General features: G+C 61.2%; 17 protein-coding genes. 12 read left to right on the top strand and 5 right to left on the bottom strand.

Going from position 1 to position 21518, the window contains the following annotated elements; translation table 11 throughout:
- Window positions 1–66: 66 nt before the first annotated feature.
- Together WFP06_RS08900 and WFP06_RS08895 are read left to right on the top strand one after the other, a co-directional pair.
- The gene (locus WFP06_RS08900) at window positions 67–4314 is read left to right on the top strand and encodes a strawberry notch-like NTP hydrolase domain-containing protein (RefSeq protein ID WP_336986821.1); all 4248 of its coding nucleotides are present in this window, start codon (window positions 67–69) and stop codon (window positions 4312–4314) included.
- A gap of 104 nt (window positions 4315–4418) precedes the next feature.
- On the top strand, window positions 4419–6392 hold the full coding sequence (locus tag WFP06_RS08895) for a ParB/RepB/Spo0J family partition protein (protein WP_336986820.1): 1974 nt from the start codon (window positions 4419–4421) through the stop codon (window positions 6390–6392).
- Between the two features lie 184 nt (window positions 6393–6576).
- On the opposite strand, the gene WFP06_RS08890 is transcribed toward WFP06_RS08895, so the two are convergent.
- Window positions 6577–7059, bottom strand: a complete 483-nt coding sequence (locus WFP06_RS08890) for a hypothetical protein (RefSeq protein WP_336986819.1) — start codon at window positions 7057–7059, stop codon at window positions 6577–6579.
- Window positions 7059–8540 (bottom strand): chymotrypsin family serine protease, encoded by a 1482-nt coding sequence (locus WFP06_RS08885; protein ID WP_336986818.1) that lies wholly within the window; start codon window positions 8538–8540, stop codon window positions 7059–7061. The genes WFP06_RS08890 and WFP06_RS08885 overlap by 1 nt, the downstream gene beginning before the upstream one ends.
- 461 nt (window positions 8541–9001) lie before the next feature.
- Between WFP06_RS08885 and WFP06_RS08880 the strand changes: the two genes are divergently transcribed.
- From WFP06_RS08880 to WFP06_RS08860, 5 genes are all read left to right on the top strand, one after another.
- On the top strand, window positions 9002–9931 hold the full coding sequence (locus tag WFP06_RS08880; protein ID WP_336986817.1) for an ArdC family protein: 930 nt from the start codon (window positions 9002–9004) through the stop codon (window positions 9929–9931).
- Window positions 9932–9942: 11 nt separating this feature from the next.
- Window positions 9943–10383 carry a hypothetical protein gene (locus tag WFP06_RS08875; protein ID WP_336986816.1) on the top strand — a complete coding sequence of 147 codons (441 nt, stop codon included), beginning with the start codon at window positions 9943–9945 and terminating at the stop codon, window positions 10381–10383.
- A gap of 219 nt (window positions 10384–10602) precedes the next feature.
- Window positions 10603–11538, top strand: coding sequence for a DUF2493 domain-containing protein (locus tag WFP06_RS08870; protein ID WP_336986815.1), 936 nt, complete (start codon window positions 10603–10605; stop codon window positions 11536–11538).
- Window positions 11539–11607: 69 nt separating this feature from the next.
- The gene (locus WFP06_RS08865) at window positions 11608–11877 is read left to right on the top strand and encodes a hypothetical protein (protein WP_336986814.1); all 270 of its coding nucleotides are present in this window, start codon (window positions 11608–11610) and stop codon (window positions 11875–11877) included.
- Window positions 11878–12158: 281 nt separating this feature from the next.
- The gene (locus WFP06_RS08860) at window positions 12159–12557 is read left to right on the top strand and encodes a single-stranded DNA-binding protein (RefSeq protein ID WP_336986813.1); all 399 of its coding nucleotides are present in this window, start codon (window positions 12159–12161) and stop codon (window positions 12555–12557) included.
- A 66-nt stretch (window positions 12558–12623) separates the two neighbouring features.
- Here WFP06_RS08860 and WFP06_RS08855 read toward each other — a convergent pair whose 3' ends face one another.
- Window positions 12624–12890 carry a DUF6437 family protein gene (locus WFP06_RS08855; protein WP_336986812.1) on the bottom strand — a complete coding sequence of 89 codons (267 nt, stop codon included), beginning with the start codon at window positions 12888–12890 and terminating at the stop codon, window positions 12624–12626.
- Between the two features lie 343 nt (window positions 12891–13233).
- Here WFP06_RS08855 and WFP06_RS08850 point away from each other — a divergent pair, with 343 nt between their 5' ends.
- From WFP06_RS08850 to WFP06_RS08840, 3 genes are all read left to right on the top strand, one after another.
- Entirely contained in the window at window positions 13234–13455 is a 222-nt protein-coding gene (locus tag WFP06_RS08850; RefSeq protein WP_322295520.1) for a hypothetical protein, read from the top strand.
- A 705-nt stretch (window positions 13456–14160) separates the two neighbouring features.
- A complete protein-coding gene (locus WFP06_RS08845) occupies window positions 14161–15153 on the top strand; it encodes a tyrosine-type recombinase/integrase (protein ID WP_054522880.1) in 993 nt (330 codons plus the stop codon).
- Window positions 15150–16331 (top strand): site-specific integrase, encoded by a 1182-nt coding sequence (locus tag WFP06_RS08840; RefSeq protein WP_054522892.1) that lies wholly within the window; start codon window positions 15150–15152, stop codon window positions 16329–16331. Before WFP06_RS08845 ends, WFP06_RS08840 begins: the two co-directional genes overlap by 4 nt.
- A 273-nt stretch (window positions 16332–16604) precedes the next feature.
- Here WFP06_RS08840 and WFP06_RS08835 read toward each other — a convergent pair whose 3' ends face one another.
- On the bottom strand, window positions 16605–18311 hold the full coding sequence (locus tag WFP06_RS08835) for an ABC1 kinase family protein (protein ID WP_336986811.1): 1707 nt from the start codon (window positions 18309–18311) through the stop codon (window positions 16605–16607).
- Complete coding sequence (locus tag WFP06_RS08830) at window positions 18196–18687, bottom strand: MarR family winged helix-turn-helix transcriptional regulator (RefSeq protein WP_054527105.1); 492 nt, start codon at window positions 18685–18687, stop codon at window positions 18196–18198. Before WFP06_RS08830 ends, WFP06_RS08835 begins: the two co-directional genes overlap by 116 nt.
- A gap of 125 nt (window positions 18688–18812) precedes the next feature.
- Between WFP06_RS08830 and WFP06_RS08825 the strand changes: the two genes are divergently transcribed.
- Together WFP06_RS08825 and WFP06_RS08820 are read left to right on the top strand one after the other, a co-directional pair.
- Window positions 18813–19940 carry an HlyD family secretion protein gene (locus WFP06_RS08825; protein WP_054527104.1) on the top strand — a complete coding sequence of 376 codons (1128 nt, stop codon included), beginning with the start codon at window positions 18813–18815 and terminating at the stop codon, window positions 19938–19940.
- Window positions 19937–21508, top strand: a complete 1572-nt coding sequence (locus WFP06_RS08820) for an MDR family MFS transporter (protein ID WP_054527103.1) — start codon at window positions 19937–19939, stop codon at window positions 21506–21508. Before WFP06_RS08825 ends, WFP06_RS08820 begins: the two co-directional genes overlap by 4 nt.
- Window positions 21509–21518 lie beyond the last annotated feature (10 nt).

The following is a 21518-nucleotide window of genomic DNA, read 5'->3' as shown; positions in this document are numbered from 1 at the left end:
GGCTTCTCGATTTCTTGATCCGGCAGAGGGCGTGTCCCGATGCCCCCATCAGGAGGACGAATTGCCATGTTTCAATCAGACCTGTTTCCCGCCGGCGAGCAGTTGCCGACAGTGCCGTTGGCTTTCGCTGTTGGCGCCAGAGTTGCCGCGCTTCTTGCTTCGGGTCGTCACCTTACCCGTACCGACATTTCCGGGCTGTTCGCCGATGAGACCGGCGTCCTGGACTGGGGAAGCGCCTGGACCATCGATGACTACAACAACGCGGTCGAGATCGGCGCAATGCTGTGGCTACGGGAATCTTCACGCATCGATCTGGCGACAAGCGTGCACGAAGCAGAGGCGCGGTTCGACTGGCTCGAAGCAGCCTTGCCGCCGCGGCACGTGCGCAGCGAAACACAGGGCGAGCTACAGCAGTTCTCGACCCCGCCAATGCTGGCCTGCCTGATGGCGAAGGCCGCAGCAGTTGCTGCGCAAGACACGCTTCTCGAACCATCCGCCGGCAATGGTGCGCTTGCGGTATGGGGCAGTGTCCAGAACGCTTCGTTGGTCCTCAACGAGATCGATCCGGCAAGACGAGACGCCTTGGCCCACGTCTTCCCTTCGGCCAAGGTCACTGCGCATGACGGGGAATTGATTTCCGACCTGCTTCGCGGCCCTGTTCCGTCGACCGTGCTGATGAACCCGCCGTTCGCCCGCAGCCAGGAACGTGGCAAGGACGGTGAGACGGCGCAGCGCCATCTGCGCAGTGCAATCCGGGCCGCTGCCGCTGGGGCGAGGATTGTCGCGATCATGCCCGATGGCTTCGATGCCTCCACTTTCGCCAAGGCTCAGGACGAAGCGTCGTTGCTCCTCGATGTCCGGCTGCAGCGGATGTTTCGCCGGACAGGGACGGGGATCGCCGTTCGCCTGGTCGTGGTCGACAAGGTGCCGACTGCGTCATCGGCCGCAATCACCGGAGATATCTGCGATCTGATCGAGCTCTACGAGCTTGTCACCGCGCTTCCTCCACGCGTAAGGACCTCTGCCAACATTCACCGCACCCCAGTCCGCAAGCCAGTGCGCCTCGGGGGCAAGACGTCGACCCATCGGGCGCCAGTCAGGCCGGCAGCGCCGTTCTCGTCGACACCAGCTGCCACAGCGAATGCGATCGACCTTGCCTATTCGGTCCTCGCCGAACCCGCACCGGTGCCTGAACAGACAGGCATCTACCTACCTTACCGGCCAAGCCGCATCGCTTTCGAAAGCGCGCCGGTTCACCCCACGCCGCTCGTGGAATCGGTCGCCATGGGTTCGGTCGCGGCGCCCCAGCCGGAGGTTAACCCGCGCCTTCCCGCAGGCTGGCAGGCCGATAGTCTCTTGTCCGAAGCCCAATGCGAGACACTGGTCTATGCAGCGCAGGCATTTGCGCGCGACCTGCCGGGCCAGTTCAAGGTCAGCCAGGAAGGCACGTCGCTGGAACTGGCAGAAGACGGGCACGCCTACCGCCAAGGTTTCTTTCTCGGGGACGGAACCGGAGCGGGCAAAGGAAGGCAGATCGCAGCGGTCATCATGGACCGCTGGCTCGCAGGCGAGCGTCGGCACGTCTGGATCACCAAGAACGAGGCGCTGCTCGAAGATGCACGCCGCGACTGGGAAGCACTCGGCGGGCTGCCGCTCGACATCCAGCCACTCTCACGATGGAAACTCGGCCATCCCGTAACGATGTCCGAAGGCATCCTCTTCGTCACCTATCCGACGCTGCGCTCGGGGCGCGCCGAAGACACTCGGCTCGACCAGATCCTTGCCTGGGCGGGCGAGGATTTCGACGGCGTGATTGCCTTCGACGAAGCCCACGCCATGGCCAATGCGCTCGGGGGATCTTCAGCCCGCGGCAAGGTCAAGGGCTCCGAACAAGGGATGGCGGGCCTCAGGCTGCAGAACCATTTGCCGCGCTCCCGGGTGCTCTATGCTTCGGCCACCGGCGCCTCGGATATCGCTAACCTCGGTTACACCTCCCGGCTTGGCCTGTGGGGACCCGAGACCGCTTTCCCAACCCACGAGGCGTTCATGACCGAGATCCGCGCTGGCGGCGTGGCAGCGATGGAGCTTGTCGCCCGCGACCTCAAGGCGCAGGGCCTCTATCTCGCTCGCGCGCTGTCCTTTGCCGGGGTCGAGTACGAGATCCTCGAACACAGCCTGACGGAATCACAGATAAAAATCTATGATGCCTATGCTGATGCCTGGGCGATCATTCACCGCAACCTCGAAGCTGCGCTCGAAGCAACCCGAGTGGTCGACGAGGACAGCGGCGATACGCTCAATCGCAATGCCAAGGCGGCAGCGCTGTCGATTTTCGAGGGCACCAAGCAGCGCTTCTTTGCCCAGCTCCTGCTCTCAATGAAACTGCCGAGCCTGATCCCCGCGATGGAAGCAGCGCTTGGCGAAGACCATTCGGTGGTGGTGCAGCTGGTCTCGACCGCCGAGGCCATGCTCGACCGGCGTCTCGCCGACCTCACCGACGAAGAACGCGAAGCGCTCGATATCGATCTGTCCCCGCGTGAATACGTCATCGACTACCTCACCAAGAGTTTCCCGGTGCGATTGATGCAGGTCTTCACCGACGAGGACGGCAATCTTCGCTCTGAGGCGATGAGCGACGAGGAGGGCAATCCCGTTTTCTGCTCACGCGCTATGGCCGCGCGCGATGCGTTGATCGAGCAACTCTGTGCGTTGCCGCCGATTGCCACCGCGCTCGACGCGATCATTGAGCATTTCGGGACTGAGGCCGTTGCCGAGGTCACGGGCCGTACCCGCAGGCTGATCCTGGGCCGCGATGGTCAGCAACGCCTCGAACGGCGTAGCCCCAAGGCCAATGTCGCCGAAGCACAAAGCTTCATGGAAGGCACCAAGCGCATCCTGGTCTTTTCGGATGCGGGCGGCACGGGGCGTTCCTATCATGCCGACTTGGGCGCCAGGAACCAGCAGCGCCGGGTTCACTTCCTGCTTGAACCGGGATGGCGCGCCGACAACGCGATCCAGGGTCTTGGTCGCACGAACCGCACCAATCAGGCCTCGGCCCCGCTGTTCCGCCCGGTCACCACAGATGTGAAGGGCGAGCGCCGGTTCATCTCGACTATTGCGCGAAGGCTCGACGCTTTGGGCGCGCTGACGCGCGGCCAGCGCCAGACGGGCGGACAGAACCTGTTCGACCCGGCAGACAATCTTGAAAGCGACTATGCGCGCGACGCGCTCAGCCGCTGGTTCCAGCTGCTCTATGACGGCAAGCTTGAAGCCACCACCTTTGGCAACTTCGTCGAGCGCACCGGCCTCCGGCTCGAAAACCCCGATGGCGGGCTGACCGACAATCTCCCCACGATCCAGCGCTGGCTCAATCGCATCCTCGCGCTGCCGATTGCGCTCCAGAACGCCATATTCGATGAATATCTCGGCCTCGTCGAAGCGCGGATTGAAGCCGCGCGTGAGGCTGGAACGCTTGACCAGGGACTGGAAACCGTCAGAGTCGATCACTTTAAGGTCCTGGCAGATGAACTCCTGCGCACCGACCCCGTGACCGGAGCCGAGACCCGCCTCGTCTCGCTCGAAGTGACGAGGCACCTTCGGCCCATACGCCTGCAGCGCCTCGTACGCCTGCACGAGATTGGAAGCCTGCACGCGATGCCGGTGCGCAATGCGCGTTCGGGCAAGGTCGCGCTGTCGGTTCCCGCCCGTCGCCTCATCGCCGACGACGGGGCCGTGATCGAACGCCGACGCCTGCTGCGACCGCTCAAGTCCGCGAACTGGACGCTTGAGGCACTCGCTGAGAGCCACTGGGAGGAAATTGGCGTCTCTGCGTTCACCAGCGCCTGGCGGGCTGAGGAAGAAGAGGCGGCCAAGTCACCGGTAACTGAGCGAGTCCATTTCGCTACCGGACTTCTGCTTCCGGTCTGGAAGCGCTTCCCCGGCGATCATGTCCGGGTCACCCGGCTCGTTGCCGAGGACGGCCAGTCGATCATCGGCCGCGAAGTGCTCGATATGGATGTCGCTGCGATCGCCGAGACCTTTGGCCTTTCCGGAGTCACCGGTCCGGCACCAGAGCAGATCGGCGACCTAGTCTTGGCCAGCGGCAAACCGCTGGGCCTCGCAAGCCATGATCCACTTACCGTGAAGCGCTCGCTGGTCGGAGGCGAACAGCGCCTTGAACTGACCGGATTCTCGCCGGATCGGCTCGACTGGTACAAGAACAAGGGCTGCTTCACCGAGATCATCCGCTATCGCACGCGCCTATTCGTCCCGGTGCCGAGAGCCTCGTCGGTTCTCCCCGCGCTTACCGCCTGATCCCTCGGGCAGACCCCAATCTCGGAATGAGAGTGGAGGGAGCCCTTTGGGCTTGTGGGCCTCGTGATCCTCACCTGCGCCTTCATTCCATCAGGAGAACACCCATGATCCAGTCGATTCCCTTGAAGAAGCTCGTCCTGAGCCCGCGCAACGTTCGCAAGTCGAGCGACGTGCTGGCCGACCTCCAGCTGCGGGCAGACATTGCTGCGCGCGGGCTGCTGCAGAACCTCGTCGTGCGCAAAGGTAAGCGCGGCAAGTTCGAGGTCGAGGCCGGCGGTCGCCGTCTCGCCGCGCTGCAGGCGCTGGCCGAAGAGGGCACCTTGCCCGAAAACCACGAGGTTACCTGCCTCGTCATCGAAGGCGAGGAAAGCGAAGTGCGCGAGGCCAGCCTTGCCGAAAACTTCCAGCGTCTCGCGATGAACCCCGCCGACGAGGCGCAGGCCTTCGCTTCCGTCATCGAGGCAGGGGCTACCCCCGAAGACGTGGCGCGCCGCTTCGGCCTCACCGTCCGGTTCGTCGAAGGACGTCTGCGCCTAGCCTCTCTCGCGCCTTGCGTCTTCGAAGCGCTCGCCGAAGGCACGATCACGCTCGATATGGCCAAGGCCTACGGCGCGATCTCCGACGTGGAGCGCCAAGCGCATGTCTATGCCGAGCTGCAGGACGCTTGGTACCAAATCACGCCTGACACTATCCGCCGCATGGTGCTCGATGCCACGGTGCGTGGTTCCGATCCGCGAGCGGTTCTCGTCGGACGCGATGCCTACCTGACTGCGGGTGGCCGGATCGAACGCGAACTGTTCGACGACGATGCCAGCGAGAGCTGGATCGATATCGCGCTGCTCGAAGACCTCGCGCACAAGGCCATGGAAGAAGCCGCAGAAAAGGCCGCGCTCGAATATGGCCTTGCCTGGGTGCGCCCGACCCTTGGCAACTACGTCAGCCACGACCTCGTCGAAGGTCTGAGCCGTCTGCCTTGCGACCCTGCGCCGATGACCGAACAGCAAGCTCAGGAACTCGGCGAACTTGAGGCCGACTACGACCGCGTCGCCGCCGTGCTCGAAGACGAAGACAGCGACGAGGACGAGGTCGCCAAGGCCGAACAGGAACTCGTCGTCATCGACCGCGCCATGCGCGCGCTCAATGACCGGCCGCCGGTACTCGCCGACGAACTGAAACCGGAGGCTGGCGCCTTCCTCGTCCTCTCGCGCAATGGCGAGCCGACCCTGGTCCCGCAGTTCTACACCGAGACCGAGGTCATCGCTGACGAAGGCGTGGTCGAGGCCATTGAAGAGAGCGGTGCGGCTAAGCCCAAGGGGAGCTCGCTTTCCCAGCGCCTGCTCGACGAACTCGCAATGCAGCGCCGCGACATCCTGGCAATCCATCTCGCCAACGACCCGGCACTAGCGCTCGACTTCATGGTCTTCACGCTCGCCGATGCCGATGGGCACGACTGGCGCGCCAAGAAAGCGTCGACCCTCGTTGGCTCGGTCGCGTCCGGGCCTATCGCCGGGTTCGAAGCGAAGGATGCGCCGGCGAGTGCCGCGCTTGCCGAGTTCGCCGGGTCGCTCGATGAAAGCTGGCGTGCGGGTGAAAGCGATGTCGAGCGGTTCGCGAAATTCCGAGCGCTTTCCGACGAGGCGCGCTCAGCATGGCTTGGCCATGTCGTCTCGCGCACTCTGGTTGCCAGCCTTGCCTGCGAAGGCGAACGATCGGTGCCGATGCACGAGGCACTCGGCTCGCTCCTCGAAATCGAGACCGCGCATTGGTGGCGTCCCACGGCGAACAACTACTTCGACCGGGTGGCTAAGGCGCGCACGCTCGAAGCGCTCGACGCCGCCGGCGGTCCCGAACTCGTCAGTCGTTATGCCGCATCGAAGAAGGCTGAGCTTGCGAGCGCTGCCGAACGCATCTTCTCGGGCAACTTCATTGGCGAGCCCGAGGTCAAGGAACGGGCGCTGGCTTGGGTTCCGACGATCATGTGTTTCGCCGGTGCCGAGCAAGTCGCACCGATTGCCGCCGACGGCGAAGAGTCGGTCAGCGAAGACACCGCTGGTGAAATTGCCGAGCAGGCTGCCTGACCCCTCCTGACAGGTCCATGCCACTCGGTGGGCGGTCCGTCCCTCTCGGGATGGGCCGCCTTTTCCATGTCAAATTCTGGACCGTTTGTAGTTTGTCGGGTTCTGTCAGAAAGTAGTGGCAAGCTGCCTTGGGCGGCTGTCAGGTCAGCCCGCTAGTGTTAAGCAACTGGTCCGAACGACGGGATCAGGACTTGCCCTTCAAGGCGCCTGCGGGCGTTGGTGGCGCGGGAGCAATGTTTTCAGTGTCAGGCCGCTCGATCATTGGTACGAACAGCGCGTTTTTGGGGCATCTGCTTCCTTCGGGTAAATTCACGAAGCTTCCCGCTGTTGCTCTCGGAAAGTAGAGATCTTCACCGTAATCCACGGTCAGGCCAAATGCCTGCAATCTATCGCTCCCTACAACCAGCCGATCTGATCCGCCCCGGAACACTGGCGTGAAGTGCTCGCTACCGACCGACAATACCAAACAGCGGCCGTCAAGTCGCAAGATGCCAGCAGTGCCACCCATTCCGGCCGACGTAGTGCCTTCCGGCGGATCGACGACATACAGGTTCTCAACAATCTGATTGTCTACCGGATCGGATAGCACCCTATTTTCTTCCATCCCACCTGGTTGGCATGCTGCGACTGATACGGCCAGCAGAATCGAGGCGAACCCTTTAGTCATCAGTTCACCGCCACCGCACCGGTCGTTGTCAGAATCGTGCCAGCAGCATGATCGTTAATACGGTCAATCGGCATGTAATATGCGGGGCAACTCTGGTCGCCCGGCATGACACAAGGTCGATCATATCCGTCTCCACGATCGCGCACGGATCCTATGAGAACGATCCCCGCCGCCTTCACCTGATAATAACCTGCTGTCGAATTCCACACAGGTTCGGTGACCGCCGGCCCGCCGCTGTCCCCACCGTTTGCCAAGACCATGTAGTCCTGACCCTCGACTTTCACGTATCCGTAGTATTGCCGCGTGGAGCCATCGTCCAATACTTCGACGGCGGTGGTCGAAGACGCTGTGATAAGGCCACAGGTAATTCCGGTGGTCTGGCCGCCGAGGCATCGTGTCTGACCGGCGGCATGGTTGTAATTCTGCGTGTTAGCCGAAGACCCAAGCACCGCTCCGGTGACCTGCGAGTAGCCGCCCTCAATCGGATAATTCGGGTTTACGTTTGCCCAACTCTTGTATTCCCAGCCACTCAGCGTTTTCTGATAATAGTTCCCGCCTCGATTGTTCCAAAACCAGACATATGGACCAGGCTTAATTGTTCCAGTCCGCACCTGGCGATAATCATAGGATCGACCCGAATTGTTGAAAACGAACCGGTCAACCTCCGCAGGTGTGACCAGCGTCACGGTGTGTCCGTCAGGATATTTGTATGCAGCATTGCCTTGGCAATGCCCCGAGCTAGCGGTCAGCATCCCATCCTGCCCGCTGCCCGTTCGGATCGAAAACGCATACGTGCAGGTCGGGGTGCCCGTGCCCGGAGCGGGAAAGAACTGCCAACCGCCGTAAAATACATCGCCTGATCGTGCGCCAGTCTGCACAGTTTGAGGCTTACCTCCCGGAACGAACCGGACGACCGATCTTAAATCCGTTGGGAGTGCGGGCATGAGTTTCTGCCCGGCGGTTTCGGTAGCACTGATTTCGAACTTGTCTGTGCGAAAGTCATAGCCCACCGTTCCGGGCAACTTCATATTCGCGAGGGTATCGGCAATCCGCCTGTTCAGTACATCGAGTTCGCTGACGGTATATTTGCTTCGCTTGACCGCTACATAGCGCCGCAATTCCTGCGCCACCATCTTCTGCGCATCACCAACCGGTACATCGCGCGCAATTACGTAAGTGACCCTATAGTTCGGCTCATGGTCGATGAACACACCGACGAAATCATCGCCGAACGCCTCTACAAAAGAAGCAGTACTCTCGGTAATCTTTTCGTCTAGCGCAAGTCTTTGCCTAGCCTCAAGCTCCGAGAGGCCGAAGCGCTTCGCCAGATAACCAGCTCCGGGTGCCTTTTGAGACTTGGATACTTCGACGGGAGCCGAATCCGCTGCCGGAATCTCCGGTGGCCCGGGAGGTTGTTGTGCAAGGAGACTCGGACCCGCGAGTGCAGTTCCAAGAACAAGAAGGCTCTTGAAAATTTTCATGCCAGACGTCCCATGTTTGCGTAGTGGCAACCTTATTGGTCGCGCCATTCAACTCAAATGAACGTAAATTCTCCATTACGGTTCCATGCTTTGGGGTAGTCGGGTGACGTCTGAAAAAGTTCGGTATCGTAGAGTCGGCGGGATAAGCATGGAATTCGCTCGCACATCCTTGGCAGACTTTGCCTAAATATTTCCCGCATCAATCAAACTCGGAAGTGATATCGATAAATTTGGCTGCGTGTCTGCCATCGGTGCAACGGTTGGCGCGACATTAGGGTTTCGAGGGTTTGGTTGAGAGCGCAAATTTGCCACTCTAAGGGAGCGGCAGCTTTCGGGGAAATTGCCAGTGGACGCGAACGGCTGAGTACAGGGCGCCAAGCGGCCAACAGGAAACGAGAGGGGAGGGAGCTTTGCTCTTCCTGAGCCGGGGCATGCCCGTCCCGGCGATCAGGAGAGCTCCCATGACCAAGTATCGCCGCACTGCTTCGACCTCGCCAGCTGAGCGCATCACTGCCGCCATTATCGAAAAGCTTGAAGAAGGCACCAAGCCTTGGGTCAAGCAGTGGCGCGGTGTGTCAGTCTCGCGACCCTTGCGCTCCTGCGGAACGCCCTATCGCGGAATGAATACCTTCTGGCTATGGATGGTGGCCGATGGCTGCGGCTACGCCTCGCCATACTGGATGACCTATCCCCAGTGTCAGGCGCTCGGCGGACAGGTCCGCAAGGGCGAAAAATCGACGATCGCGATCTTCTACAAGAGCTACACCAAGGAGGTCGAGACCGCAGACGGCGCAGCGGACACCGAGAACCGGCGCGTGCTCAAGGCCTATGCCGTGTTCAACGCGGATCAGTGCGATGGCCTTGCTGCATTCTACCATCCCAAGCCACTCGTTGCCGCGCTTGAACCCGAAGGCCGCGAAGCCCGGCTCGATGCCTTTTTCGGTCAAGTGGGCGCCAACCTGCGCCATCAGGGCGCGCAGGCCTACTACGAGCCGCTGCGCGACCGCGTCACCATGCCGCCAGCAGAACTTTTCGAAGCCTACGACCACTACTACGCTACACTCGCACATGAACTGTCGCACTGGACGGGGCATTCCTCGCGGCTCGGTCGCGATCTCAAGAACCGTTTCGGCAGCGACGCCTATGCTGCCGAGGAACTGATCGCCGAACTTTCGTCGGCAATCCTCGGCGCTGAACTGGGTCTTCCGGTCACCCACCTCGATCATCATGCCAGCTACATCGCCTCCTGGCTAAAGATCCTCAAATCGGACGAGCGCGCGATCCTCACTGCTGCGGCCAAGGCCGAGGAAGCGGCAAGCCTGCTGCTCAAACTGGGTGGTTGCCAATCCCACGAAAGCAAGCCCGACATCAATCTCGCTGATGCAGCCTGAGGAGCAGAGAGATGGGACGTTCAGTCAGCTATCCGACCGGCTCCGTAGTGGCCTTTCGCCTGCTTGATGAGGGCGAAAACGAAGATGTCGACTGGGTCTACGAGTGCCTCGTCGACGAGGTCATCGATACCGCGAAGGCGGCCTTTCCTTCCTTCGAGCGCTTCGACGGATGGCGCGGCCGCGAGGACCGTATTCTCCTGCGCAACGCCTTCGCCGATTGCGGCATATCGACCTATTGCGGGCTCGCCGCGATCTGGCTCGCCGAGCGCGACGATGCCCGGTACTGGGAGGCCGATTTCTACAACCCACGAACGGCGAAAGCACGGCAATGGCTTGGCCAGGTCTCGGGTAGGTTCATCGACCTGTTTGGTGAGTTCCGCCTGGTCGGGCGGTTCTCGAATGGCGAAGCGATCTTCGAGCGCTCCCGATCCACCTGCGACACCGGGTCCTGATCCTGCCTCATCCCTCTCCGCCGGGAGAGGCCCTTGGGCCGGTCAGGGCGCGCCGCAACCTGCGGCCCGTCGGCCCGTGTTGCCCGCGCCAGCCTAGGGCCGCAGGTTTCCCGCTGCGCGGTGCGTCACGCCCCTTTTACCGGCCCTGATCGGGCTCCGGCGGACAGGGCCGAGGCAATGGTGCCTCCTTTCCTTGTCCCCGCGATCAGGAGACACCCCATGTACGACAGCTTCATCGACCAGTTGAGCGGCCTAGACCTTTCAGGCCTCAGCATCAGGCCGGCCCCATTCAGCCAAACCGACTTTCCCTGCGAGGACGCGATCGAGCAGACGCTTGGCGCCGTATGGTCCGACCTCTTCGCGATGTTTTCCGACACGGCCTTGGAAGCTGATGCCGAGGACATTGCCTGGGGCGTGGTCAATCTCTTTCACCGTGCCGCCAGCCGGAAGTCCGCTCAGCTCGACCGGGCCAGCGACGAGATCCGGGTCCTCCTCGCATCAGCCGATGGCTCCGAAGTGCACTCGAGCAATCTGGAAGAGCAGGTCGAACGTGCACAGGCCGCCGAAGCCAGCATGCTGGCGTTCGAGCAGATGCGCGAGGTTGCTGCAGCACTTTATCGCGACGAGACCGGTTCCTCTTGGAAGCCCGCTTCCGGCTCGCGGACAAGCCATTCGCGCCACCTCACGTCTGCCGTAGTTGATGCCCGCGATTTCCTTCGCGCACGTGCTGAGAACCGGCGCCAAGCCTTGATCCCGGAAGGGACTCCAATCGTCTTTGCCGGTGGTCGCCAGAGCTTCGAAAGCGCCGAGGACGCGCGCGTTTATGCCGACAATATCTGGGCGACGCTGGACAAGGTTCGCGATGCGGTTCCCGATCTCTTCCTGGTCCATGGCGGCGACGGCAAGGGTGCCGATCGCCTGGCCGCCAGCTGGGCCGAACGCCGCGAAGTCCAGCAGCTGACCTATTCGCTCGATCGTCGGCTTGGTGCCCGCGCCGGGTTCAAGCGCAACGAGCAGATGCTCTCGCTCAATCCGCGTTACGTCGTCGCCTTTCCGGGCAATGGTGTAACCGAACGGCTTGTCATCGATGCCAAGGCGCGCCGTATCACCGTAGTCGATCGTCGCGGCCTCTTAGGTACCTCTCCCGGGTCCTGAGGGCCCTTCGTCATCCATATATGAATTGCATGGATGTGCATTCGGCACCGACCCGACTATGGACCGGTCATGCAACTTGACGATCTGCTACAGCGCTACTTCGCCACCACCGACCTCTCCGGGGTTTCTCCCGACACCTTTGCAGCCGGCATCGAGCACTGCCGGGTCGATCTCGGCCTTGAGGAGGACCGGGGCAAGCGCTTTGCACTGTGGTCGTTCCTGCACATGTTCGGGTCCGCCCCCGACCTCGACGTGGCGTTCGAGAACGAGGAAGACCGGGAAGCAGCTCGCAACTTCATGGATCTCCTGGCGGCATCGGAAGGCGATGGCGCAAGCTGATTGCAGCAGGGTCTTGGAACCTTCAGACCCGCACCCGATACCCATCCGGCTTTCTTCGCGAACAGTCCTGAACCAGGTCAGCTGAGGAGCCGCAACCCGTTCCTTTACCGGCCGTGTTGGCAGCTGCGCTGCCTGCCCGCACCACCCGTCATGAACAGGTTTCCCTTGGCCCCCAGACAATGTCTGCTGGCCTGCGGTGCAGTCCTCCCATGCCCTGCTTCTTCTGAATGTTCGCAAGCCGGAGATGGTCTCCGGTTTGAGGAACTGAAGGAACTTTCATCATGACCAATATCGCAATCCTCACTGGCCGCATCGCCCGCGATCCGGAAACTCGCGAGACCAAGGGCGGCACCAATGTCACCGGGATCACCATCGTCACCGATCGCCCCGCACGGGACAAGGACGGCAAGACCTACAAGGATGAGAACGGCTACACCGCCAAGGAAAGCGAGTTCCACCGGGTGACCTGCTTCAACGGCCTCGCCAAAACCGTCGGTCAGTACTGCTCCAAGGGCCAGCTGGTATCGGTCCAGGGCCGCATCCACTACACCCAATGGGAGGACAAGGACGGGGTCACGCGCTACGGCACCGAGATCCTCGCCGACAAGGTCGACTTCCTCTCGCGCGGCAATGGGTCGGCCGACGAGAACGACAACACCGACGCTCCCGATATCGACTGAACTCTTCCGTCGATCTCCCTCCCGAAGGGGTCCTGTCCAACCGGACAGGGCCCCTTCTTGCTGTTCCTACTCTCCGGATGGCTGTTCGGTGCGAGGAGACGAGCGAGCCGGTGGAAGCAGCTTCTGCAGAGACGCCTCTTCGCCGAGCTTTCCGAGCTCTCCGGCAACTCTTGCGAGCGCCTTCTTCGAGAAGGTCTCAAGCCCCGTTCCCAGGATGATGCGTCCCAGTTCTAGGGCGGCTTGCTCTTCAAGTAGCTTCTGGCGCTCGGCAAGTGCCAGCCGGTCGGCCTCGAGTTTCCGGAGTGCTGCGACAGCGCTTCGTTTGGTTGGCATCGGGGTTCCTTTCCTGCACCCCTCGGTGGATCCTCCCTTCGATCAACATGCACTCGGGCACAGCCTGTAGGAAAGTCCAATCGCGCGGGTCGTCCCTTGCACTACGTAACGGAGCGGGGGAGGGGGCTGGCTCACCGAGTTCCAAGGGTGATGGGCATAGGGCCGGCGCGTCAAGGACGGCGGGGCCCCACCATTTTGCCTCCCCTGCGCTTTGCTCCGGTCTGACAAAATCGTTGCCCCCACCGCCGCTTCGCGGTCGCCATTACGGCGATCCCTGACCCGCCGGCCCCATGCCCTTCCGCCTGTTTTCAGTCGTCTCAGCGACAGGTTTCAGGAGGATATCATGACTGCACTCAGCACCTTGGACACGAACGCGCACAGTTATTTCGAAGCGCTTGCAGTTGCCGAAAGGCGCGCCCTGCACAGTTTCTTCGACCAGCACGTGGTGGAAGATGAAGACCTGGGCTACTTCGCCCTGGACGAGGGTGACTACAACGCACTGCCTGCGCATCTCGCCAGCCGTGTGGTGCACACGGTCCACGGGGCGATGCTGGACGAATACTGACGACCATACGAGGGCAGGAGCCGGTGACGGTTCCTGCCCTTTTTTCGTGTTCGCTGGCACTGGAGCGGGACGAAAAGCGGAACGGGGCTGGGGTCGCGCTCGGTCCCGCCCCGCCTTCGGCGGTGCTCCTGCGGGCGCGGCCTTCTTGTTCTGGGCCCCGCACGCACGCCCGAACGACAGCGGGTCGGACCGGCGCGGTGCCGCGGGAACCGACAGGCCCCGGTCCCGGGCACCGCACGCGCTCCTTTGCCGCAGCCTTTGCGGGGGTGCGGACCTTGTGCGTGGTATTCATTCAAACGCAGATCAGGCTCAATTACGGTCGCGAACTGGATGCTCGCGCCTCCGAGGGCTCAGTTGGAAAATGCCTTAGAGAAAGGAGCGACCATGATCACTGGATTTCGCCGCACAATGGGGAACAGAATTGGCACACCGTACGCAGCCTAAGCTGCATTTATGGAGCAAAACCTAGTAAAAACAGATAGTTCGAAATTTCTAACCCACCGGCAATCTGTGGGTGGGCAAGGCACAGCCGTCACCCACAAACGCCAATCCAATAAGCTGAAACTGACCGGTCATGTGGCCCGTCGAGCCTCACTTCCGCTCGGGATTACATGGGATAATGAACTGCCTGGCTTCGGACTGCGCAAGCGCAAGTCCGGACACCTTAGCTGGATAGTGAAGTACAGGCCCCGAGGCGTGCAGAGGATGGTGACGCTGGGACGCGCGGGAGTGGCGGCAGGTGCGCTGGGCGCTCCCGCCGCGCGCGCTGCCGCGCGCAGATTGCTCATCAGGGCTACGCTTGCCGACCTGCCGTCTGCGCCCGAGCAGAAAAAGGTCCCGCTCTTTGTCGACTTCGCCGAGGAATTCTGGACCGACTATTCGCCGCACTGGAAGCCGTCGACCAGGACGAGCTCGCGCTCGCGCATCGATCAGCTGCTCATTCCGCATTTCGGCGAACTTCCGGTCGACATGATCGCACGGTCAGACATCAACCGCTGGCGCGACACCATGACAAAGAGGGAAGGGAGCTTCAATCGCACCATCCCGATCATGTCTGTCATGATGCAGTATGCGGAAAAGCTCGGGTATCGCGCCAAATGCTCCAACCCGTGTCGCGGTGTGTCCCGCTTCAAGCGCGAGCTCCCGGAGCGCTACCTTTCCGCCGACGAATACCGCAGGCTCGGGCGCGCGTTGGCCAATCACGAGTTTGCGAACCCGTTCGTGATCCCCGCGCTTCTCTTGCTCGTTTACACGGGTGCACGTGCTTCGGAGATTGCGACCTTGCGCTGGCGCTACGTCCAGATTCCTCGACTTGCGCTACCCGACAGCAAGACCGGCCCGAAGACCATTTATCTCAACCCGCAAGCGATCGAAATTCTGAGTGGCCTCGACCGCCGGGCCGACGACCAGCTTGTCTTTCCGGCGTTGCATCGGGAGGGACCAATCAATCTTGGAGAACACTGGATCAGGATCAGGCGCAAGGCCGCTCTTCCCGATGTCCGGCTCCACGATCTTCGCCACAGCTTTGCCTCAGCGGCCATTGCCAAGGGCATTCCACTCGCGACCATCGGCAAGCTGTTGGGGCACGCGCTTCCCGAGACGACCGCGCGCTATGCGCATCTTGCAGACGACATCATCTCGGAGAGCGCCGACCGGATTTGTTCGAGCCTCGCCGGTGCGCTGGGCATCGCGGCGTGACCGGATACGATCTGAAGCATATCCTGGCCGAGGAACTCGCGCGCGTTGTTCCGGGAGAGGCTGGGAAGCGCCGGACGAGGTTTGACTACGTGCTTCCGGGCTTTGGCGAGCGCATCCACCGCTCAGGACGCAAGAGCTACGTCCTCCAGCGGACCATCGGTGGCAAGCAGCGGTTGATAACGATCGGCGATGCCGCCATCCTTACCGAGCGCATCGCGAAGGATGTTGCCCGCCGGCTGATCCTCCGGATCGAGCTCGGGCAGAACCCGGCAGACAAGAAGAAGCGCGGCACGAAGACGCCGACCTATGCGGCGTTCCTTCAGTCGTATTGGGATGTGGCGGCACCGACCTGGAAGAAGTCCACGCGCGAGATCCAGGACATCTACCGCCGCACCCATCTCGACCATGCGTTTGCGGGCAAGTTCATCGACGAGATCGATCATGCCGATGCGGTGCGCTGGCACGCGGAGGTAACGCGCTCGGCAGGGCCGGGCGCGGCAAACCGCGCCATGGAAATTCTGAAAGCCATGTTCGCCAAGGCCGAGGCCTGGGGCTATATTCCGGAGCATTCAAACCCCTTTCGAGGCGTGAAGAAGAACAGGGGGCGCAAGATCGAACGGTTTCTGAGCGACGCCGAGATGGCGCGGCTCGGGAAAGCCCTTGTCGACCGACGCGCTGACCAGCCCGTCGAGGCGGCGGTAGTCACACTGCTCACGTTGACGGGATGCCGACGCGGCGAAATCCTCAACCTCACCTGGGGCGAGGTTCAGGGGCGGAAGCTCAAACTGACCGATTCCAAGACAGGTCCGCGCATCGTCTGGCTTGGCCAGGAGGCGAGGGCGGTGCTCGATGGATTGCCGCGTGGGAAGAAGGATGAGCTAGTGTTTCCGTTCAAGGGGCAGTCGGTTTCAGCGATCGACTGGTTCTGGCGCAAGCTTCGGCGTGATGCCGGTCTGGATGACGTCAGGCTCCACGATCTGAGGCACAACTATGCCAGCCTGGCAGCGCGATCATCCGAGACTTTGCCGATGATTGGAAGCCTCCTTGGCCACAGGCAGGTTTCGACAACAGCTCGGTATGCACACTTGGATGATACCTCCCTCCTTGAGGCTGCGACCGAAATTGGTGATGAAATCGCGTGCAGACTGGCGCTATCCGAAGCCCCCTGGCGTCAGTGAGATTTCGCGCTCCAGAGATTCGAATTCAATGTCGTGGGGTCTAATTCGCTTGGCAGCAATGCGCCCTAATAGCGGCCATAAAGTCAGGCGAGGACAAGCCTGAAAGCTGCCGTTCCATAGTTTCGTCTGATTGAGGAAAATAAGCCTTCAATCGCAATAGGTCGAAAAATTTTTTTCGCGATGCGTCTTGGTCGCTGAAGTGCGGCGTATGAAATCCTCATTAAGTTCGGCTTTGCCGTAACGTGACCGTGCACGAATTAAGTTGCTCCTTCATTATGATTTTCGGATGAGCACCACCCCAGCAATCACAAGCGCGCCGCCAGCCAGAAGCCAGGATTGATCGACAAGCAATGCGCTAGCCACGATCAATGCGGCAGCTAGAGGGCCTTTCAAGGACTGACGCTCATTGCGAAGTCCTGCGAGTTGCTCGATACTGAGCGGATCGAGCTGAACCGGCACATATCCTGACTTTGCGATCGAGTTCGCAGTGGCAAGTATGTCGGGCAAGGACGCCGACAACCCCAGCAGCTGACCGCGAAGTTTCTTCAAACCCGACCGAGCGCTAGCGAGCGAGAACCGCTCGGCGAAAAGCTCCGTCATGATCGGCCGGGTGTCCTCGGCAATGTTATAGTCGGGTGCCAGTGATCGGACGACACCCTCTGCCGTAAGCAAGGTACGCAGAAGGATGGCCAGATCGGGTGGCAGGACCAGTTGATAATCCCGCAAAAGATCGAAAACGCGGGAAAAAATTTGCGAGAACTCGATTCCAGAAAGCACGGTCCCCCTGAACTCTCCGATCAAATGATCGAGATCCACCGCGAGCGCATCGCGATCCACCTTCGGCGCCCCCGCCCATGCGAGCAGGACATCCGCGACTTCGCTCGTTTCCTCGCCAGCGATCGCAAGCACGAGCCGAACGATCTCGTCGCGCCTCGTCTTGGTGAGCGTCCCGACTGATCCGAAGTCGATGAAGCCGACATCCTGCTCGCCGATCAGGAAAACATTGCCGGGATGAGGGTCGCCGTGGAATTCGCCGTTCAGGATGATCATGCGCAGGACAGCGTTGGCATAGCTTTTAGCGAAAGCCGCCACCGGCGGGTCGCCGGATGGGCTGCCCAGCGAAGACGCGGGCCTGCCGTACAGGCGTTCCTGAACGTTCACCCGCAGCCCGGTCAGTTCCCAATGGATGGCCGGGGTCCTGACGCCGATGGTATCGAGATATGCGCCGATCCGCTCGCAGGCTCGGGATTCCGCAGCGAGGTCCATCTCCCAGGCTAGATTGCGGCCGAAGGTCCGCAGAAACTCGACTGGCCGGTAACGCGCGATGTCAGGCGAGCGTGCTTCTGCGATCTCGGCAAGACGCACAAGCAGGCGCACATCGGCTTCCATGCGCGCGGCGGTGCCCGGGCGGCGAACCTTCACGATGACCTCGCTACCGTCCTGTAGCTTGGCGGAATAGGTCTGTGCAATCGAGGCGGACGCCAAAGGCTGTTCGTCGAACTGCGCAAAGTCGTTCCGCCAGTCCTCACCCCAGCTTGAAGCAAGTACGGGCTCGATATCTGCGAAGCGCACTGGCGACACCTGATCGTGCAGGGTTGAGAATGCCGTGATCCAGTGTTCGGTAAACAGATCGCTTCGGGTGGCGAGGAGCTGCCCCAGCTTTATACCAACTGGCCCGATGTCACGGAGGAACGCGACAACTGCGGCCGGACGAAATTCGCGAGGATCGATGACATTGCTCGAAGAGGGAATAAATCCGAGGGCTCCGGCGAGATTTTTCGCGCCGTGCCTCATTAGGATTTGGCCGATCTCCGCGGCGCGAGCGATGCTGCCGATAGGCTTATCCGGGGGCGATGCCATGATTTTACTCAGCCTCGGCCCGGAGTTGGTCCAGATTTTTCGATACCCTTTCAAGAATCTGCTGCAACGTTCGCTTCTCGTCGGCGGCAATGTCGCGCCAAAGAAGATCATGAAGCCCATCCGCGGAGCCTCTCAGTTCGGGCAGCAGATCGTCAAGCTGCTCCGTGAGGATGAGCTGCCACGCTCGCCGATCCGTCTCAGCTCGAAGCCTTTTCATCAGCCCGCGTGCGCAAAGACCTGCAACCGCCTGGCCGATGGTCGCCGATTCCAGTTCCAGTTTCTTGGCGATTTCAGCCTGCGTAAGGGCAGGATCGCGAAGAAGTTGTCCGATGATCCTCCACTGTGTCTGATTGAGACCGATCCTGGCGACCCTCGCATCGTACACTCTGCGCGCGCCGCGACTGATCTCGTCCATAAGATAGAGAATGCGGTCATCATCGGTGATGACCTTCTGCCGACGCTGAGACCGTGACATGGTATCTGGTTTTTCATCCATAGCGCTGTGTAGTCGGATAGCCTCGGATGCCCAAATGCAAACTGCTAAACGCCTTTACTATTTGACTCACGGCTCATAGGGCGCGAGACGCGTTCACCTTTTACTGAGGCTGCCGAAAGAATCAGATGACCGATAACTCCAACCAACCGGAGCAGGAGGGCACAACCCCAACGAAACCGCAATCGCGGCGTGGCTTGCGCATCGTGCTAATCATCGTTGGTCTTGCCGTGCTGCTTGGCGGGATCTGGTGGTACTACCGGCACGTAACCTACGGACAGTACATGCAGTCGACCGATAACGCCTATGTCGCTGCCGACAGCGTCGTTATCTCTTCCAAGGTAGCGGGATACGTCGAAGAGGTCTTCGTGGGGGAGAACGAGCAAGTTGCTCGCGGCGGAGCCCTCGTACAACTGGATCTGCGGGATTATCAGGCGCAAGCGCAACAGGCGCGCGCACAGATCGCTGCGACCCTGGCCGGTGCCGACACAATCCGTTCTCAGGTAGCCGAACAGGATGCAGCCATTCGCCAGGCGCGGGGCCAACTCGCCGCCGCGCGCGCAGCACTCGACCTCGCGAACGACCAGGTGGCGCGATATCGGCCCCTTGTCGCGACAGGAGCCGAACCGCGGGAAAAGCTAGACCAGTATGAGGCGCAGGCGCGGCAGGCGCGGGCCGAACTCGCCGCTGCGCAGGCGGCGGTGGCTGCCGCGACCGCTCGCCGGGGGACCCTGTTCGAGCAGATCAGCCAGACCCAGGCGCAGGCGGACGCTGCTCGCGCTCAGCTGGAAACAGCCGACCTTACGGTTGAATCGACCTTGCTGCGCGCCAGCAAGGCCGGCCGCGTCGGCGATCTCTCGGTGAGGGTGGGCCAGTTCGTGCAACCGGGTCAACGTTTGATGACGGTTGTTCCGGTGAGCGCGATCTACGTGACCGCGAACTTCAAAGAAACTCAGGTCGGCCTCATCCGGGCCGGCCAGAGCGTCAGGCTCGAAGTTGACGCCCTGCCAGACCTTGAGATCGCGGGACGAGTGGACAGCATATCGCCAGGAACGGGCGCGGAATTTTCCATCCTCCCCCCCGAAAACGCCACCGGCAACTTTACCAAGATCGTTCAACGGATACCCGTCCGCATCGCTATCGATGCTCCCCCTGAAGTGCGTAGATTGCTCGTTCCCGGCATGTCGGTTGTGGCTGTTGTCGACACCCGGAATGCTGCCGGCGAATTGGAAGAGATCTCGAGTCGGACTCAATGACCGAGATACTGGCAGCGCAGGACACTTCGATCGGGCCGGCCGGGAGCCGAAAGAACGCAGACGCTACCGCCTGGGTCGCTGTGGCCGCGGGCGCGCTTGGCGCCATGCTCGCCACGCTGGACATCTCGATCGTCAATTCGGCTCTTCCGGTCATTCAGGGCGAGATCGGGGCCAGCGGGACAGAAGGAACCTGGATCGCAACTTCGTTTCTTGTCGCTGAAATCGTCGTCATTCCGCTGAGCGCCTGGCTGGAACGGCTGTTCGGTCTGCGAACCCTTCTCATTATAGCGGTCAGCGCGTTCACCGCTTTTTCGGTGCTATGCGGGGTTGCCACCGACCTTACTACCATGATCATCGGCCGCACGGGCCAGGGCTTCACGGGCGGTGTCCTCATTCCGACCGCAATGACTATTGTGGCTAAACGATTGCCGCCGCACCAACAGCCAATCGGAATGGCCCTGTTCGGCATGACTGTGGTTCTTGGCCCCGTGATGGGGCCATTGATCGGCGGCTGGCTGACCGAGAACCTGAGCTGGCACTATGCCTTTTTCGTCAATGTGCCAGTCTGCGCAACCCTGCTGCTCCTGCTGTTTATCGGGCTGCCTCACGAGAAGCCCAAGTGGGAATATCTCACGGACGCCGATTGGGCTGGCATTCTCGGGCTGATCCTCGGACTGGGCGGTCTGACTGTTGTACTCGAGGAAGGGCACCATGAGGAATGGTTCGAGTCCTCACTCATTCGCTGGCTAACGGTGGTGACCATTATCGGCTTTGCCTGTTTGATTTACGGACAAGTGAAAGCAAGCAAGCCGGTCTTGAAACTTCGGCTTCTGCTCAATCGACAGTTCGCCAGCGTCGCGATCATGGCGCTCGCCCTGGGCATGGTGATGTATGGTTCGACCTATGTCATTCCGCAGTTTCTGGCGATCATCTCTGACTTTAATGCTTTTCAGACGGGACTGGTCATCTTCTGGATGGGTGTCCCGGCCTTTCTCCTGATGCCGGTTCTGCCCCTGATGATCCGCAAGGTGGACATCCGCATTGCCGTCGGCACCGGAATGCTGCTGATGGCGATCAGCTGCTTTGTCAGCACGAGTCTGACTGCCGAATCCGGCGGCGCTGTCTTCACTGAAAGTCAGCTTATCCGCGGGGCCGGAATGATACTTGCGATGATGTTCCTGAATCAGGCAACGGTTGCGTCGGTGGCCAAGGAAGACGCGGGCGATGCCTCGGGCATTTTCAACGCGGCCCGCAATCTTGGCGGATCATTCGCCCTTTCGGCCCTCGCTTCGTTCCAGGACCAGCGAATTTGGCACCATACGAGGCGCATGGAAGAAACGCTGAATGCGAACAGCGTTTCGCTGCAGACCTATCTCGACGGACTGGCGCGAAGCCTGGGCGATATGGAACGAGCGATGGCGGCACTCGGCGGCACTCTCCAGCGCGAAGCGTTCATCATGACCTACAATGACGTCTTTCTGGTGATGGGACTTCTCACACTCGCGACGGTCCCGCTTGCCCTGTTCCTCAAGCCGCTCCCGAAAAATGTCTCCCTTTCGATGCACTGAGCCCGAGATT

It is taken from the genome of Altererythrobacter aquiaggeris, assembly GCF_037154015.1.
Lineage (GTDB): Bacteria > Pseudomonadota > Alphaproteobacteria > Sphingomonadales > Sphingomonadaceae > Aestuarierythrobacter > Aestuarierythrobacter aquiaggeris.
The sequence above is the reverse complement of the archived record's forward strand: the minus strand, read 5'-3'. Positions and strand labels throughout refer to the sequence as shown.